Origin of the sequence: Proteus vulgaris (assembly GCF_016647575.1) — a bacterium.
Classification (GTDB): domain Bacteria; phylum Pseudomonadota; class Gammaproteobacteria; order Enterobacterales; family Enterobacteriaceae; genus Proteus; species Proteus mirabilis_B.
The window spans coordinates 1482190-1499074 of the sequence record NZ_CP032663.1 but is presented as its reverse complement, the minus strand read 5'-3'; the positions used below and the strand labels follow the sequence as shown (position 1 = coordinate 1499074).

19 protein-coding genes and 1 tRNA gene are annotated in these 16885 nt (G+C 34.5%); 10 read left to right on the top strand and 10 right to left on the bottom strand.

Annotated features, from left to right (window positions below; translation table 11 throughout):
- Positions 1–30: 30 nt before the first annotated feature.
- Positions 31–285 (bottom strand): hypothetical protein, encoded by a 255-nt coding sequence (locus D7029_RS06835; protein ID WP_228766741.1) that lies wholly within the window; start codon positions 283–285, stop codon positions 31–33.
- Positions 286–626: 341 nt separating this feature from the next.
- The gene (locus D7029_RS06830) at positions 627–938 is read right to left on the bottom strand and encodes a hypothetical protein (protein WP_194952213.1); all 312 of its coding nucleotides are present in this window, start codon (positions 936–938) and stop codon (positions 627–629) included.
- Positions 939–1284: 346 nt separating this feature from the next.
- Between D7029_RS06830 and D7029_RS06825 the strand changes: the two genes are divergently transcribed.
- Positions 1285–1992 carry a phosphatase PAP2 family protein gene (locus tag D7029_RS06825; protein WP_194952212.1) on the top strand — a complete coding sequence of 236 codons (708 nt, stop codon included), beginning with the start codon at positions 1285–1287 and terminating at the stop codon, positions 1990–1992.
- A 361-nt stretch (positions 1993–2353) separates the two neighbouring features.
- Complete coding sequence (gene mepS, locus D7029_RS06820) at positions 2354–2968, top strand: bifunctional murein DD-endopeptidase/murein LD-carboxypeptidase (protein WP_194952211.1); 615 nt, start codon at positions 2354–2356, stop codon at positions 2966–2968.
- A gap of 129 nt (positions 2969–3097) precedes the next feature.
- On the opposite strand, the gene D7029_RS06815 is transcribed toward mepS, so the two are convergent.
- The 3 genes from D7029_RS06815 to rsuA all read right to left on the bottom strand — a co-directional run bounded on the left by D7029_RS06815 (position 3098) and on the right by rsuA (position 5892).
- The gene (locus D7029_RS06815) at positions 3098–3445 is read right to left on the bottom strand and encodes a YejG family protein (RefSeq protein ID WP_072062745.1); all 348 of its coding nucleotides are present in this window, start codon (positions 3443–3445) and stop codon (positions 3098–3100) included.
- 520 nt (positions 3446–3965) lie between these two features.
- Positions 3966–5150 (bottom strand): Bcr/CflA family multidrug efflux MFS transporter, encoded by a 1185-nt coding sequence (locus D7029_RS06810; RefSeq protein WP_228766740.1) that lies wholly within the window; start codon positions 5148–5150, stop codon positions 3966–3968.
- Positions 5151–5187: 37 nt separating this feature from the next.
- On the bottom strand, positions 5188–5892 hold the full coding sequence (gene rsuA / locus D7029_RS06805; RefSeq protein WP_088493228.1) for a 16S rRNA pseudouridine(516) synthase RsuA: 705 nt from the start codon (positions 5890–5892) through the stop codon (positions 5188–5190).
- Positions 5893–6073: 181 nt separating this feature from the next.
- Here rsuA and D7029_RS06800 point away from each other — a divergent pair, with 181 nt between their 5' ends.
- Positions 6074–7837 carry a DEAD/DEAH box helicase gene (locus tag D7029_RS06800; RefSeq protein ID WP_194952210.1) on the top strand — a complete coding sequence of 588 codons (1764 nt, stop codon included), beginning with the start codon at positions 6074–6076 and terminating at the stop codon, positions 7835–7837.
- Between the two features lie 144 nt (positions 7838–7981).
- Positions 7982–8266: a 50S ribosomal protein L25 gene (gene rplY / locus D7029_RS06795; protein WP_023581385.1), complete on the top strand. Its 285-nt coding sequence runs from the start codon at positions 7982–7984 to the stop codon at positions 8264–8266.
- A gap of 83 nt (positions 8267–8349) precedes the next feature.
- Here rplY and yejK read toward each other — a convergent pair whose 3' ends face one another.
- Positions 8350–9354, bottom strand: a complete 1005-nt coding sequence (yejK, locus tag D7029_RS06790; protein ID WP_194952209.1) for a nucleoid-associated protein YejK — start codon at positions 9352–9354, stop codon at positions 8350–8352.
- A gap of 155 nt (positions 9355–9509) precedes the next feature.
- On the opposite strand from yejK, the gene D7029_RS06785 reads away from it, so the two are divergent.
- The 5 genes from D7029_RS06785 (at position 9510) to D7029_RS06765 (ending at position 13536) form a co-directional block, all read left to right on the top strand.
- Positions 9510–9737 (top strand): YejL family protein, encoded by a 228-nt coding sequence (locus D7029_RS06785; RefSeq protein WP_088493230.1) that lies wholly within the window; start codon positions 9510–9512, stop codon positions 9735–9737.
- Positions 9738–9763: 26 nt separating this feature from the next.
- Positions 9764–11500, top strand: a complete 1737-nt coding sequence (gene yejM / locus D7029_RS06780; protein ID WP_194952208.1) for an LPS biosynthesis-modulating metalloenzyme YejM — start codon at positions 9764–9766, stop codon at positions 11498–11500.
- Positions 11501–11586: 86 nt separating this feature from the next.
- A tRNA-Pro gene (locus D7029_RS06775) sits at positions 11587–11663 on the top strand.
- Positions 11664–12295: 632 nt separating this feature from the next.
- A complete protein-coding gene (locus tag D7029_RS06770) occupies positions 12296–12814 on the top strand; it encodes a ClbS/DfsB family four-helix bundle protein (protein ID WP_194952207.1) in 519 nt (172 codons plus the stop codon).
- Between the two features lie 140 nt (positions 12815–12954).
- Positions 12955–13536: a hypothetical protein gene (locus D7029_RS06765; RefSeq protein ID WP_099659743.1), complete on the top strand. Its 582-nt coding sequence runs from the start codon at positions 12955–12957 to the stop codon at positions 13534–13536.
- A gap of 200 nt (positions 13537–13736) precedes the next feature.
- On the opposite strand, the gene D7029_RS06760 is transcribed toward D7029_RS06765, so the two are convergent.
- The 4 genes from D7029_RS06760 to D7029_RS06745 all read right to left on the bottom strand — a co-directional run bounded on the left by D7029_RS06760 (position 13737) and on the right by D7029_RS06745 (position 16418).
- Complete coding sequence (locus D7029_RS06760) at positions 13737–14093, bottom strand: MmcQ/YjbR family DNA-binding protein (protein ID WP_194952206.1); 357 nt, start codon at positions 14091–14093, stop codon at positions 13737–13739.
- A gap of 278 nt (positions 14094–14371) precedes the next feature.
- Positions 14372–14551 (bottom strand): hypothetical protein, encoded by a 180-nt coding sequence (locus D7029_RS06755; RefSeq protein WP_075673595.1) that lies wholly within the window; start codon positions 14549–14551, stop codon positions 14372–14374.
- Between the two features lie 533 nt (positions 14552–15084).
- Entirely contained in the window at positions 15085–15261 is a 177-nt protein-coding gene (locus tag D7029_RS06750; RefSeq protein WP_164530198.1) for a hypothetical protein, read from the bottom strand.
- A 221-nt stretch (positions 15262–15482) separates the two neighbouring features.
- On the bottom strand, positions 15483–16418 hold the full coding sequence (locus D7029_RS06745; RefSeq protein ID WP_194952205.1) for a 5'-nucleotidase: 936 nt from the start codon (positions 16416–16418) through the stop codon (positions 15483–15485).
- A gap of 224 nt (positions 16419–16642) precedes the next feature.
- Here D7029_RS06745 and D7029_RS06740 point away from each other — a divergent pair, with 224 nt between their 5' ends.
- Positions 16643–16804 (top strand): hypothetical protein, encoded by a 162-nt coding sequence (locus tag D7029_RS06740; RefSeq protein ID WP_194952204.1) that lies wholly within the window; start codon positions 16643–16645, stop codon positions 16802–16804.
- The last annotated feature ends 81 nt before the right edge of the window (positions 16805–16885 follow it).

Sequence of the window (16885 nt, the reverse complement as noted above, 5' to 3'; positions counted from 1 at the left end):
GCTACCTACCTCTGTCTACTCACAGACGCCTTAAAAATACTGAACGTCAATAACACCATTCTTTTGGGTATTATCCATCCAACGGATCTCAGCCTTGCCCATATCTTGAGGCAAAATAATAGTTTGTTGGGATTTATCAAAAGACGCTGGAATGATGGGTTGAGTAGATGTAAACACTTTGTTGTGTTTGTAACATTGATATTCAGCTTTATCATATGTGAAATTCATCTCACATGCAGGATCCACAATCGCACCCCGCAGATAAATCTGCCCTGTTGTTTGCATGGGATCAGACGCCCAAGCCAATGATATCGAACTGGAAACGAGAAGACTACATACTACGGTCAGATATTTTCTCATAACGACCTCACTTCTTGTTTGCGCTAGCAGGTATGGGGATCACACCTACCCGACATATTTTCATCATAGCAATAAAATATGACATTTATATAGACATAAGAAGAATATTTGATGTCTATCAAATATAAGTGTTCGATGTTTATAAATAAGAAATCAACGTTGATTAAACTTAAGTCAAATATTTTTAACTTTAATAACAGTTCTCTAAAAGTATTAAAATTTTATTTAATTAATACAATTATTGTTATTATTAGATCTATGGGAAATTAATTATAAACAATGTTCATTACAGCTAAGTTGTCATTAATCCATTTAATATCCATAGAACCTTTGTTGTTAATCAATTTAGAGCTAAAGTGCTTATTTCTTTCTAACTGATATTGAGATTCCTGCATTTCATTTCCGTTCCAACAACTTGTTTTAAAAGTATTTTTCTCTGTATCCATTAGACAATTGCCCTCAACAATTGCACCAACAAAAGTTATAGTTCCGGAGCCGATGACTTTATTTTCCTTAGCAAAAGTAGGTGTACTTAATAACAAAGTCAGGCACGTAGCTGCAACATAAAACTTATTCAAAACTAATCTCCTCTGATTATTGGGTGTGTGAATTCCACAAGCCAATATGTTATTAAAGTCCTAACTAATATCGGCTTGTTACTTTATTTATTTAACTTTTATCTTTAATTAAAGAATAGAAAAAAATTATATAACACTCAAATTACGAGTATCAAAAAAAAATATTCTAAATTTAAGTTAAGTGGGAATTAAAAAATCCAACAGAAATGAAACTAATGTATAACATTTACATAGGCAGCAAATTGCAAAGATCTATTTTTTTATTTTGGTTATAGTCCTATAATCAAACTTAAACTTATTGTGATCTAGATCACCAAATACACGCAAAATTTGTCATTTTATTACTATGAAACTTTCTAATTTTCACCAAAAAGTACTGGCCATTTTTCTACTTAATCTTGCAGGCTTAATTATTTTTTTCTCTTGGTATCTTCCAGCACAACATGGATTCTGGCTATCAATAGATACTCATATTTTTTATTTTTTTAATCAGCACATTTTACCGGATACTTTTTTCGCCTCTTTTGTGGCTTATATTAATAATAGAAAGTTTGATTTGGTTATTTTGCTGGCAATGGGTGCGTTGTACTACAATACATTCCGTAAAAAAGATTATATGGGTAAACGTCATCTTATAATTGTGGGATTAGTGATGGTAATAAGTGCTGTGCTCATCAATCAAATTGGACAAAATATCCCAATTGAAAGACCAAGTCCGACACTTCATTTTCAAGATGTACATAGAGTGGGCATAGTGACAGGTATTCCTACAAAGGATGCCTCTGGCGATAGCTTCCCGGGTGATCATGGTTTAATGCTACTTATCTTCTGTAGCTTTATATTGCGGTATCTTTCGTTCCGTTCTTTCTTATGTGCTCTTCTTATTACAGTCGTATTTTCATTACCAAGAGTTATGGCTGGCGCGCACTGGGCATCAGATATCTTAGTGGGTTCTATTTCTTTAACTTTAATTACGACGAGTTGGTTATTAATTACACCATTATCAGATATAATTGTCAGACAATTAGAAAAATATCTTCCTTTTAAAAAATAAAAGAAAAAGCACATCTAATTAATTAAAAAAGAATGAGTGTAATATGCACTTATTCTTTTGGTCATTTTTTTGACAGTTAAATGATATTATTATGACAAAATGAGATCTATTTTAAGTATTAGCACTTTATTATCTAATGTTTTGTAAATTAAACTTCTTTTCTCTCGCCATTTAGTCCCTATTTCTGTACACTTTTCTGGTTTCCTCATTATTTATTGTTTAATGTGGATATTTACGTGCTTTAGAGCACGTTTTTCGCGAAATAAGGTTGCCAGAGTTAAATTACACTATATTCTCTGGTTATTTGGTGAATAATTCATGTGCGCTTCTGCACGTAAGGATGTAAGGGAAATCTGTCACAATGAGAACAAAACCGTATATGAGAATGCTTAAGCTCATACCGGCGTTCATTGTTGTAGCTACGCTATCGGCATGTAGCTCACAGAACGCAAATTCACGCTTAGCGAATTCAAGCTCTACCCCACTTAATACATCATCAAGCACATCTATTTCCCAAGCATCACAAGATGAATTTGAATCATTGGTGAAGAATCTCGATATAAAATCTAAGATACTTGACCAATATGCAGACTGGAAAGGCGTCGCTTATCGTTTAGGCGGAGACACTAAAAAAGGCATCGATTGTTCTGCCTTTGTTCAAAGAACCTTTCTTGACCAATTTGGTGTAGAACTCCCTCGCTCAACCTCAGACCAACAGTTCTCCGGTACTCAGGTTAATAAATCAAAATTACAAGCAGGCGATCTCGTTCTATTCAAAACAGGCCGTACTATGCGCCATGTTGGAATTTACATCGGTAATGATAAATTTGTACATGCATCCACCAGCAATGGTGTAACTGTGTCAGAAATGTCTAATATCTACTGGAATAAACGTTTTTATGCAGCAAGACGTGTTATAGAGAATAATGATGCGGCACTTGTTGAAAACAACCTTTCTCAAAATGTATTAAGATAATTAATTCCCTTATATCTTATTGCAATAAAAAAGCCTCATTAAATAAACAGATAATGAGGCTTTTTTTATATTCTTGATAATGCTTAAAACACATAGTGGCTACGTTGGTTTTATAACATTAGATAGGTGTTATAAATAAGAATATGCCGTTGGAAATGGCTCAGCAATAGCGACACCCGCGTTTTTTAAGCAACATAATGCCGCACATTCATCGTCGCTATGAAGGAAAAGACAAGGAGCGCCATCCCATTCAATCACAACGCTATCAATATGGAGATTACTCAGATACTGACGCAAATTCTGTATTGCTTCATCCAGTGTCATACCATCATGACTTAGCAATTTTAAGCCAATCAGCGTATTTTGCTTTCCAGCATCATTCTCAGGCAGTATTTCTACTCTTGTGCCTGCAAAGCCCGCTAGCCACCGATAACTCAGCGGCAGCTTATGAACTACCGAAAGTTGTACATTATCCACAAATCAATCCTGTTTCATCAACACGTTAATTTAATACATCATCAATACGAGTTTGAACTGACTTGCTCACACGCATATTAGAACTTTGTTAATTATAGAACATGATTATTACAATTGTTTTACAAAAAAAGCGAAGAAACGTATCAAGCCATTCATTTGGCTTAGTGTTTGCAGGTATTCATGTCTGCAATGCTTAATCTCTTCAATTATTCTTTCATTTATTTAACATTTTATCAACCATATAAAATAATTGTATAAAATATTACGTATTCAAGTAAAACAATCCATCAATTTTTATCACGATACTTCATATCAACAAAACAATAATAGATGATTATTAAAATAAATTTTACTTAATTTAACAAAACAACAACATCAGGTATTGATTCAAATCAAAAAATCACGCTAATTTGAAACGATTCATGAAATATAGCAGAGGAAAATGTGGTGTTTTTAGAGGAAACAGAGGCAGAAAAAGAGGAGCACGCTATAAATTTCTGTTATTTATAGCGTGATATTCTTATTTATAACGACGTGCAAGCAAGATAAAACCCATAGCAAACAGTACACAAAATGCCATAGAGCTTACCATTGGCCATTCTGATTTTGCTGGTAACATAGCAATAGCTGTTCCAACTAAAGCACCAACACCAAAACGCACTGTTCCAGCAAGAGAAGAAACCGTCCCTGCCATATGTGGATAATCATCAAGAATAACAGCCATCGCATTCGATGTGATCATCGCAATACCGCCCACATACATTGCTACACCCACAACAAGGAAATAGAAATGTAAGTTAAGAGCGACCACCAGTAAGAGGAAGATCCCCATAACACATTGAATAGTTAAGCCTAGGCGCAACATCTTCAACGCACCAAATCGACGAACATAGCGCCCATTAATGCTTGTCATCACAATTAAGAAGATGATATTAAAGCCAAAATATAATCCAAATTGATCAAATGGAATACCATGTAATTCGATGTAAACAAAAGGACCAGCACTAAGGAATGAAAACATACCTGCAAAAGAAAAACCTGAAGCCAAAATATAACAAAGAACACGACGTGTTCTAAACAAACTAATAAATTGGCTAAATGTCACTCTTAAACTAAAACGTTGGCGACGCTCTTTTGGTAATGTTTCTGGAATATAAAAAGCAATTAAAGCAGATGCAATCACAGCAGCTATCGCAATACTCCAGAAAATTGCATGCCATGAAAACCAGTTCATCACCCAAGCACCTAATAATGGCGCTAATAAAGGTGCGATAGTCATAACAAGTGCAACAAAAGACATACTTCTAGAGAAATCATCTCTAGAGAACATATCTCTCATCAATGCATTAATCACAACACTTGCCGCAGCTGCCGCAAAGCCATGTAAAAAACGCATTCCAATTAGCATATCTATTGATTCAGATAATGCACATGCACTAGAGGCAAAAGCAAAAACAATTACGCCGCCCAAAATGACAGGCTTACGTCCCAAGCTATCAGCCATAGGACCATAGACTAATTGCCCAATAGCAAAGCCAAAAATATAGATACTTAATGTCATTTGCACTTTGCCACTAGGCACACCAAAATCTTGCGCTATAGTGGGTAAACTTGGCAAATACATATCTATAGCCAATGGCATAAGCATGGAAATAAGTCCCAGTATTAAAATGAGACTAAGGTACGACGAACGTTGCTGTTGCACGCAGATAAACTCCCAAAAACGACAGGATAAATAATAATTATTGAGGTAGGTGAATGCTGTTGATCTCTTCTTCTGTTAATGGACGATATTCGCCCTCAGCTAAAGTCTCATCTAATGTGATATCCCCAATACGCTCACGATGTAAAGCACTTACATGATTACCCACTGCTGCAAACATACGTTTTACTTGGTGGTATTTACCTTCACTAATAGTGAGCTTGACTTCTGTAGGTGTAATAATTTCTAACGTAGCAGGTTTGGTTAGATCTTTTTCACCGTTAAGTTGAACACCTTTTTGGAATTGTTCAGCGACACCTTCTACAATCGGCTCTTCGAGTGTGACCAGGTAGGTTTTCTCGCAGTGATGTTTTGGTGCCGTAATGCGGTGTGACCATTGACCATTATCCGTTAATAAAACAAGCCCTGTTGTATCAATATCTAAACGCCCTGCAGCATGTAATTTATGTGCCAAAGGTTCATCAATAAAATAGAGGATAGTTGGATTAACAGGATCGTCTGTTGAACATACATAGCCGATTGGCTTATTCAACATAAAGTAACGAGGTCCCAAAATTTGAGTTAAAACATTACCGTCATAAGCTACTTCTTGCTCTGGTGCAATTTTGGTTGAACCGCTTTTCACCATTTCACCATCAATTGTTACAAGCCCTGCTCTTAATTCACGAAGGATCAAGCTACGGCTAATACCCAATTGCTGGGATAAAAATTTATCTAATCGCATGAATTTCTCTGAAAAATGGAAGAATACCATCTGATATGAGGTATCTATTAAAAATGAATATTAACAATAAAACAACTAATTAATTTATAAATAAACTATCACGCTCTTTACTCCTCCCGTATTCGCGCTACCTATAAAAAAATGTTACGCTGACGCCCCGTTTGATTTCTTATGTAGAGTTATGGCTTTTACACTCAGACCTTATCAACTTGACGCTGTTAACGCGACAATCTCTTATTTTCGCCAACACAATACACCTGCGGTAATTGTATTACCTACTGGTGCAGGAAAAAGTTTAGTGATTGCTGAACTGGCTAAAAGAGCGCGCGGGCGTGTCTTGGTTTTAGCACACGTAAAAGAATTAGTAGAACAGAACCATAGCAAATATGAGGCTTATGGTCTATCTGCGGATATTTTTGCTGCGGGCTTACAACAAAAAGAGAGTAGCGGAAAAGTTGTTTTTGGTAGTGTGCAATCTGTTGCCCGTAATTTATCGCAATTTAGTGATACTTTTTCTCTTCTTATTATTGATGAATGCCATCGCATTAGTTTGTCTGAAGATAGCCAATATCAGCAAGTTATTAAACAATTACAATCCATTAATCCACAATTACGGATCTTAGGATTAACTGCAACACCTTATCGTTTACCTACGGGCTGGATTTATCAATATCATTATCACGGTATGATCAGAGGCGATGAAGATTGTTTTTTCCGTGATTGTATTTATGAATTGCCTTTGCGTTATATGATAAGTAATCATTTTTTAGTTCCGCCAACTCGCCTAGATATGCCTATTTTGCAATATGACTTTAGCCAAGTAAGAACAAGCCAAAATGGGATATTTAATGAAGAAGATCTAAATCGTGAAATAAAGAGACAAAAACGCATCACACCTCATATTGTTACTCAGATTATTGAATATGCACAAAATTGCCGAGGTGTAATGATATTTGCGGCAACGGTTGAACATGCAAAAGAGATCCTTTCTCTTTTACCACTGGATGAAGCAGCATTAGTCAGTGCTGATACCCCCTCTTCTGAACGTGACCATCTTATTTCTTGTTTTAAACAGCAACAATTACGTTATATGGTTAATGTTGCCGTACTAACAACAGGTTTTGATGCACCTCATGTTGATTTAATCGCTATCTTACGCCCCACTGAGTCTGTGAGTTTATACCAACAAATTGTAGGACGAGGATTAAGATTATTTGCAGGAAAAACCGAATGCCTGATTTTAGATTACGCAGGTAATCCTCACGATCTCTATCTACCCGAAGTTGGTACTAAAAAACCCAATCCGAATAGTAAACCGGTACAAGTTTTCTGTCCTATTTGCCAATTTGCCAATACCTTTTGGGGCATTGTAGATGCTGATGGCGATATTATTGAACACTATGGTCGACGTTGCCAAGGTTGGGAGCTCAATGATCAAGGGCAAAAACAGCAGTGTGAATTTCGTTTCCGCTTTAAATTATGCCCACATTGTAATGAAGAAAATGATATTGCAGCACGTCGCTGTGTTCATTGTGATGAGATCTTGGTTGATCCTGATGATATGCTCAAAGCAGCATTAAAACTCAAAGGGGCATTAGTTCTGCGCTGTGGTGGGATGCAATTTAAATCAGGAAATGATGCTAAAGGTGAATGGTTAGAAATTAATTATTACGACGAAGAAGGCACTTCTGTCTCTGAACGTTTTCGACTAACAACACCTGCCCAACGAAAAGTATTTGAATTAAAATTTTTACGTGAGCATCAACGCGCCCCGGGTGTTCCTTTTGTTTGGCATAATGCCAACGACATTATTAAGCAGTTTGATTTGTTGCGCCATCCTGACTTTATTGTCGCCCATAAAGGTAAAAAAGAGAGCTTCTGGAAGATAAGAAATAAGATTTTTGACTATGCTGGTCGCTACCGAAAAGCAGATACCTTGTATTAATCTGGATTTATATTTGCTGTTAGGGGACTTTTTCGTTAAAATGCGCCCCGCTTTATCTATTTTTAGATAAACCAAATCTCGAGCTTGTTGCTGGGTCGCCTGTAACAAGTATGTATTTTCTTTCTTTTTTATAAGAGAAAAAAGATGTTAACTATCAAAGCAACTGTACGTAAAGAGCAGGGTAAGGGTGCGAGCCGCCGCCTGCGTGTGGCTAACCGTTTTCCTGCTATCGTTTATGGCGGAAATGAAGAGCCAATCGCTATCGATTTAGATCACAACGAAGTTATCAACCAAGAACACAAATCAGAATTCTATTCAGATTTCGTAAACCTGGTTATCGATGGCAAAGAAACTAAAGTTAAAGTTAAAGCAGTGCAACGTCACGAGTATAAGCCAAAAATTACTCATATCGACTTCCTGCGCGCTTAATAAGCCACCCTTCGAGCTTTATTTTTCGGGACGCCGAGCATGTAACGCCACTTAATGTGGCGTTATTTGTTTCTACTACTTAATTATTTTTCAGATGCTCTACGTTGTAGCTGATCACGTAAATTAGGTGGTGTGCCTTTAATGGTGAGCGTATCTGTTGCTGGGTCCCAGAATATTCTCTCCCCTAATAATTTCGCATCAAAATTTACAGTTAATCCACCACCGCTTCCTGAATACTTCATCAGTTGACGTAATGTACTGCGATCTGCTGGAAATGTTTCAGCTAATTCATAGCCTTTTTCTTCAGTAAATTGAGCAAAGTTTTGCTCGCCTAAAGATGGTAATTCTTCAGCAAGCTCTGTTAAGGCAATTTCTTCACCAGATTGTAATTGCTCGTTACAGTAGCTATATACTTGCTCTCGACAAGTTTGACGCTCTTGTTTGCCCATTTCTGAAGCTTCACAGAAATCGTCAACTGCTTGTAATAAGCCTTTATTTTGAACTTTAGCGTTTAAACCTTCTTGTCCGCCTAAAAAGTCCATAAAGAAATCAGAGACTTTACGTCCAACTCGACCTTTTAAAAAGGTTAAATAACGTAAAGAGTCAGGTGCAGTTTCCCACTCAGTTAAATCGATACGAGCAATAATATCTGCATGAGGAATATCTAAATAGCGTGTTGATGACACATCAAGACTGTCGTTTACCCACATACTGTTACAACTACTCAGTACAGCAATTAAAAGGTAATCCACCGCTAAATAGCGATAATGACAAAATAGAACGGTGCCACCTTCTGCAAAAGGGTATTTTGCTAATTCGTCTTTTAGTCTCACCGTTGCTGCTCGTGAAAAACCTAAAAAATTCTCTTCACCTTTACGTTGTAAACGCAGCGCTTCTGCTAATTCACTTTCTTCATTAAACAGACCATAAGCTTTACTTTTTGCACTGTATACACGATGCAACTCTTCAATCATCTCCTGAACAACAGGTTCAATTTCTAAGAGTGAATCACGTAGCACAACTTCTAATGTCTGCTCATCTCGCTTAATAAGTTGATGCAAAACTAATTGGTTAATATCTAGACTCATGGTCGTCCTCTTCTATTGCGTCTCTTTCTCGTGCGCGTATTCAAACACTCCCTACTTTTAGTATCAAGGGAAAATTAATTAATTTAATAGCGGAAAAAGCCCTAGTAATACGGTAATATATAGCGTTTTATTCATTTAGTAGGAATTCAGATTTTATGCCACAAAAATCCCGTTATAGTGATGAACAAGTTGAGCAATTACTTGCAGAACTTGTCAGCGTTCTTGAAAAACATCATACTCCTACAGATCTTTCTTTGATGGTGTTGGGAAACATGGTGACAAACTTAATTAATACAAGTATTGCCCCTGCTCAACGAATGCTGATTGCTGATTCTTTTGTTCACGCACTGCGTGCTTCGATTGATGAAGGCAAAATTCACTAATAAACATAGAAAAATTATTTATAGACATGGTAACGAGACCTCAGTCCTATCGTGAAAAAGTATCCCAAATGATCAGTTGGGGTCACTGGTTTGCGCTATTTAATATTATTCTAAGCTTACTGCTTGGAAGCCGTTACCTGTTTATTTCTGATTGGCCTGCAACCTTTGCTGGTCGTTTTTACGCTATTGTAAGTTGGATGGGACATTTTAGTTTTATTGTCTTTGCTATCTATATACTCATCCTTTTCCCCCTCACCTTTATCGCTGTTTCTCAACGGCTACTTAGGGTTATTTCCTGTGCCCTTGCCAGTGCAGGATTAACTATCCTTATTTTTGATATCGCCGTTTATCAGCAATTTCAACTCCATTTGACTCAACTTGTTTGGGATCTCGTAATTAACCCAGATGAAGGTGAAATGGCGCGTGAATGGCAACTTATTTTCATTGGCATCCCCATTATCTTTCTGATTGAAATGCTTTTTGCAACATGGAGTTGGCAAAAATTACGCAGTTTAAACCGCCAACGCTGGGGTAAACCATTAGCAGGTGTCTTTATTACTTGCTTTATACTATCTCACTCTATGTCAATTTGGGCTGACGCTAACTTTTATCGCCCAATCACCATGCAACGTGCTAATTTACCGTTATCCTACCCAATGACAGCGCGTAAATTCCTTGAGCGCCACGGTTTTATTAATCAATCAGAATATGAGCAACGTGTTATCAGTGAAGGTAATCCAGCTGCACAAGGTATCACTTATCCTCTTGCTCCATTAATCTATGCCAAGGATACCTATTCTTATAACTTGCTGGTGGTGGTCGTTGATGGTTTAGGTACTGAAGAAGTACCTGAATTACCAAGCTTGCGACAATTTGCACAAAATAACCTTTATTTTTCGCGTCATTATTCATCCGGTATTAATAATGACACTGCATTATTTGGGCTATTTTATGGTATTTCACCTTCTTATTTAGACAGTGTATTAAGTAGCAGAAAGAACTCTGCTCTTTTCGATGCGTTAAGTTATCGAAACTATCAATTAGCCATGTTTTCAACGAATGGTTTCCAAACACCATTGTTTAAACAAGCGGTGCTATCAGATTTCACCCTCCCAACATCACGCAGTGGTGATAACAATGCCACTATTGATAGCTGGAGTAATTGGTTGGTTAAAAACAACCAAACAACCCCTTGGTTCTCTTTCTTACAAATTAATGGTCATACCAATAATGCGACTCAACGAGCCACATTAAATGATCAACTAGAGACAATATTTAAGACATTACAAGAAACCAAAGTACTAGATAATACTGTTGTGGTTGTCACTTCTAGCTATCATCAAGACAACAATAAGAAGCAAATTAATCAATGGCTTTCAGATAAGACCACCTTTAATTTAAGCCAGTCACAGGTGCCATTGATAATACATTGGCCAAATATGACACCACAGGTTATTGATCGAATGACAAGCCATCAAGATGTTATGACAACCTTGATGCAGCATGTTTTACATGTCATTAGTCCTGCAGACAACTATTCACAAGGTGAAGATTTATTTGCAAGCACTCGTAATCATCCATGGATTTTCACTGGTGATGAAGAGGCATTTGTGGTCTTTTTACAAGATAATACCTTGTTGATAGATAAGCATGGTCGATACGCTTTATTTGATAAATCAGGACAAGAGATCAGTTCTGCAAAACCTGATTTAAAATTATTACTGCAAGTTCTGGCTGAGCAGAAGCGTTTTATTGAACGCTAACGCTATTAAGTGACGCACAAAATTGCGTCACTTAATTAGCAAAGGGTTGCTTTAGCAGTCAAAAACAGTAATATACAGGGCACAAACGGCATGTAGCGCAGCCTGGTAGCGCACCGTCATGGGGTGTCGGGGGTCGTAGGTTCAAATCCTATCATGCCGACCAAAATTCTTTAGAAAAACCAACCGCTTATGGTTGGTTTTTTTATGTCTGGAATTTGCTTGGTGTAAAACTGGTGTAAAACTGGTGTAAAACCCCCATCAGATTTACCCTAGTTAAAGCTCAATTCTCGCCCTGTTTCTATACTATAATTTTTGCTTAAGTTATTAACTAATTATGTAAAAAAGATCTTGTAGGCTAACTAAAAAAGATAAATTAAACGATAGATATGATTACTTAAGAAAGAAACAAGAAATGCTTGATGCATGATATGAGAAGCTTTCCTTGATTAAAGAAGAGTAAAATCTTTTTATTATGTTAATCAGCCTCGTAAGTTCCATAAAATGGAATAGCTGTATATTCTTCTCGTTGGATGAATCAGATACTCTTTCATATTAAACAAATGAGTTAGTTAACAAAAACTGCTCCACAGTCGCGGAGCTCTGATAAAATTAAGTATGGTAAAGAATAAATCGTCCACTATTTAAAAATAGAGATCCAATTATATTCAAAAATCAGCGCTTACACTGTTTATAAAAGAGTCTTTCCCATATTGTGGTCGATAGTAAATAATTAATTTGTTTTCAAACACGACACAACCTTTATGGTTACTCTATTTTAATGAGATGGAATTCCTTATGAGCGTACCACAAACAAAAGCTGAGTTACTTTTAGCTATTGATAAAAATTTTAATAAATTAATTAGTTATTTAAATGCAATCCCGGCAGAAATGACATCTGAACACTCAATGGATGGGCACGCCAAAGGAACAGAGATGAGTGTTCGTGATCTTGTTTCATATTTACTCGGATGGAATTCTCTTGTTGTAAAATGGATCACATCTGATGCTAAAGGTCTACCTGTCGATTTTCCAGACACGGGTTATAAGTGGAACCAACTTGGTCTTCTTGCTCAAAAATTTTACTCGGATTACAGAGAGCTAAATTATGACTCGCTAGTAGCTGAACTTCAGACTGTAAAAAATGAAATTGTGAAGCTTATTAATGAGCGAACGGATGATATTTTGTATGGTAAAGCATGGTACACAAAATGGACAATGGGTCGGATGATATCATTTAACACATCTTCGCCTTATGCTAACGCTAATGGAAGATTAAGAAAGTGGGCTAAAAATAATAATATCAATTTAAAGTAAGTATCAGCCTCAAATTACACTCAATATTTGAAAACAGAGTAGTGTCGATGTCCGATGGAACCGAGCACATTATACAATCACTCGGTTATCAAACTCTAATATCTAATTGGTATCTTGTTATTTTTATAATGGATAGTAATATGAACGACAAACAAAAAAAGAAAAAGTTGCTAACATTTATATCCCCAGTATTATCTTTGGTGATATCGCTCTATCTCAGTATATCTACATTTGGTTATGATAATATTATTTGGTTAGCGACTTCTTCTGCCATTTTCTTTATCAGTATTATCGTGTTGGTGTCTTCTTTAGAAATTTCAATAAAAGTTATTTATTTTAAGCAACTATCATTTTTATATACTAATAAATTTGTCACTTTAATCTTTACTTTAATGAGTTTTATAGCAACCGCCATCGTGCTGATAATGATATTCCACGAAGAAGAAATACCTGCTAATTTTTTTAACAGCCTAGAGTTTGTTGCTTTACTTATCGCCTATTTTACTTTCCTTTTAGTGTCTATTTTTGTTTCTTACGTGTATTGCATGATCAATAGTGATAAGAAATTCTTTTTATTTTTTCTATTTATTTTATTAGTAATGATGATCTTTAAAGAGAGTGATGCTAATTTTATAATATTTTATTTACTTATTTCCTTCATTATATTTTTTGGAGGAATAACTATTATTACGATAAGAAAGGCTTTTTCTCATTATGATTAAGTCGTTTTTTAACAAGCTATCATTTATATACTCACCGATTTTTACATTCTCATAGGCTTACTCAAAAAGAAGATGTAAGCACATTTAAAATGACTAATATTAGATAAAATTCAATAAAGGCGTATATGAAAATGCTATATAATAAATTAACTTATATAATTAGAAAGTGTTTAAAAATTGAGTAAACTATATTAATAAAATTATTGTGTCAAATTATAGCTTTCAGAAATTAAAGATTTTAATTCGTTATCATCAAATTCAGATGAGAGGCTAATAGAAATCCAATGCTCTTTATTCATATGGTAAGCTGGGTATACTCCTTTTTTCAATCGTAATGATCCCGTTAAATTTGGCATAACTTTTAAATTTATAACATCGACCATATTCCTACTACCATTATCAGATAATTTACTTTCTAGAACATCCATTATAGCTGCGAACCACTTCAAATTACTATTATGCCTAAAAACTATATAATTTGGATGTTTAATCCATAAACACTCAGGCTCTGCATTATAGTTTTCTTTAATATAATTAATTAATTCTTTTCTATTCATCACAGCCTCATCTCATAAATTATCTGAATATAGCTCCGTATACCTTAAGATTCCATTACTTTTTTTCTCTTTTTTATTTGTCATCTACCCGATGCATCCTTTTATTCTTACTATTTTTTATGAAGTTATTACTTAATACCCTCAATTACAATAATAATGCGTACCTTATTCTTATACTGGAAATTTAAAAAATTTCTATTAATATTGCCATATTTTATATTTCTGCATATAAAAAGGCCACTTAGGTGGCCAAAAAAGCAATCATTTATTTTAACAACTTAAAAATTTCCTTTACTACGTTGCTGCTCAATATAAATATTCTGATTAGTCTTAATACTATTTAATGTGCTATCAGAATATGGATCCTCTTTATGGCTTTTACTTTCTTGAGATTCTATTGCTCCAGTTGATGAGCAAGCAGAAATCAAAAAAACACTCAAAAGCATAAGTAATCTCATATCTACTCCAAATAATATTTAAAATTAATAACTAATATTTAGATTAAAAATAAATAATTTAGTTCATAAAAATTAATCATCTTAATTTTTACACTTGCTCTCAACATGGTTATTTAATTAATAACACATTGATAAAAAAAGAAAAAATACAGATACTTGGCCTGCGTTAAAAGAAGCATGGTTTGGAGATAAAGAGAGAGCTATTGCAACACTTTTAGTAGATAGTCAGCAACAACATAAAGACAATCTGAAAGATGTTGATGATTGCGTTTTATTGAGCAAAATCGGTGATTTTCACATTCATCTAATGCCAAATAATTCAGGTGAACATTTCAAACCGTTATGCCAAGGTTATCAACCTATTGGTATTGAAAAGATTTAATAATAAATTTTGCTACGCTGTTATTTTTCGGCGTAGTAAATTGTATTAGTTACGCAATCATCAATTTATTTTTAATATATATATCAGTTTAAATCACATGGATATCTCTATTAAGAATAGACTCTATCATATTTGCTTGTTATTTTTATTATTAAAAATTCATTAATTTTTTAAAATAAAAACCTTTCTTAGTTTTTGGGAATTTATTCCCATAATATATTTTCCGTTCGTAATCTCGGCCAGCATAATGATTATCACCATAAAATTGACCATATAATGCAGTTTTAGGGCACACATCGTCAGAAAAAAATTTATGATTATTATCCACTTCAATTTTCCTTATTTAAATTAAATTTTCAGCCTCTTTAAATTAATTATAAACATTTTAAATTTATAATTTTCAGTAATTATTTAATACCATACCACTCTTATAAAATAGATCCAGTATTGAGCGATTTTATTATTTAAACTGAATTAAAAACATAATTAGACAAAAGAAAAATTGAGTGTATGCTATATATACCAGACACTCAATTCATTAAAAGTATCTTATTTATTATCAACACTCTTATTAGCTATTCCAAAAGGAATATGCACCGAAGGTAATTCAGATGATGATTTTAAATGTAGTTTTTGGTCATCAAAGAATATATGTGGTTTTAAAATTCTCAGAACATTAGCTTTCTCTACCCCCCCCATAAAAAAAGCTTCATTGACAGAAATTCCCCATGCTCTCATCGTGTTAATAACTCGTTTATGAGATGGTGCATTGCGCGCAGTAACAATAGAGATCTTAAGTAATGGAATATAAGTAGGATCTTGTTTTACTTTCTCTAATTCCAATTTTTGAATATCAGAAATACGCAGTAAGAATTTTTTTAATGGTCCTGGGTTATGAGGTACATCAACCATTTTGGCTTCATGATTATGAAATTGAGACAATTCGCCTGAAGTTTTATAAATAACCTCTGCTTCATCATCAGCAATCACACCATCAAAGTCAAAAGCAATTCTTAATTCATCAGCATCGTCATCATTAACATGACCAGCTAATATCTGCCCTGCTGGATAATTTGCATTAATCGCTTGTAAAACATCATCATGATCAGCAGATAAAAATAACTCTATATCAAATGCTGGAATATAAATATGAGGCGATTTTCCTTGAAGAAATACAGCTCGAGTGATCCCTAAGTTATAATGTTCAATAGAATTCATCACTCTTAATCCAGTGTCGGGATCATTTCTGGATAATAAAATAACTTCAACTAGAGGATCGTCAGGTCTAATGTTATTTAATTTCAAAAGGCGGCTAATAAAAGGAAATGCAACACCTTTATCCAAAGGCATATCCTGCATTTTATGTTGATATTTTCGATAAGCTTCCTCCCCTTCTGTACGAAAAATATTATCTGATTCTTGCAAATCAAATAATGCACTAGAAGAAAGCCCTATGACTAATCTCTTCGTCAAATCATATGCCATCGCAAAATTCCCTATTAGTTCCTTTTATTCTTCATAATATCACTCTATCAAGAGACTGAAGATAAGAAAACTTGTACACAAAAATGCAGACAAAATAATGCTGTTTACTTACTTATGAGCATTTATCATCAAATTATATATCACCATATATGATATTGATTATCATTTGCATTTGTGGAGTATCCTTATTATTGTTATAACTATCATCAATAAGGAGAAAAATCATGGTTAAGAAAACGATACGTTTACGCTCTAAATACTTTAAAGATTTAGTCAACAAAATGAAAAAAATGAATGCTGTTAAAAATACAATAAGCCCTCAATCAGAAAATAGTGATCTCATTGTTATTAATAATAAAATTCCCACTTTGGTTTCTGTAAAGTAAGAGAACCTATTGGCTTTTAGTGTGAATAAATAATGACCGCAATCTTCATAGGGTTGACATATCAAATGATAATGATTATCT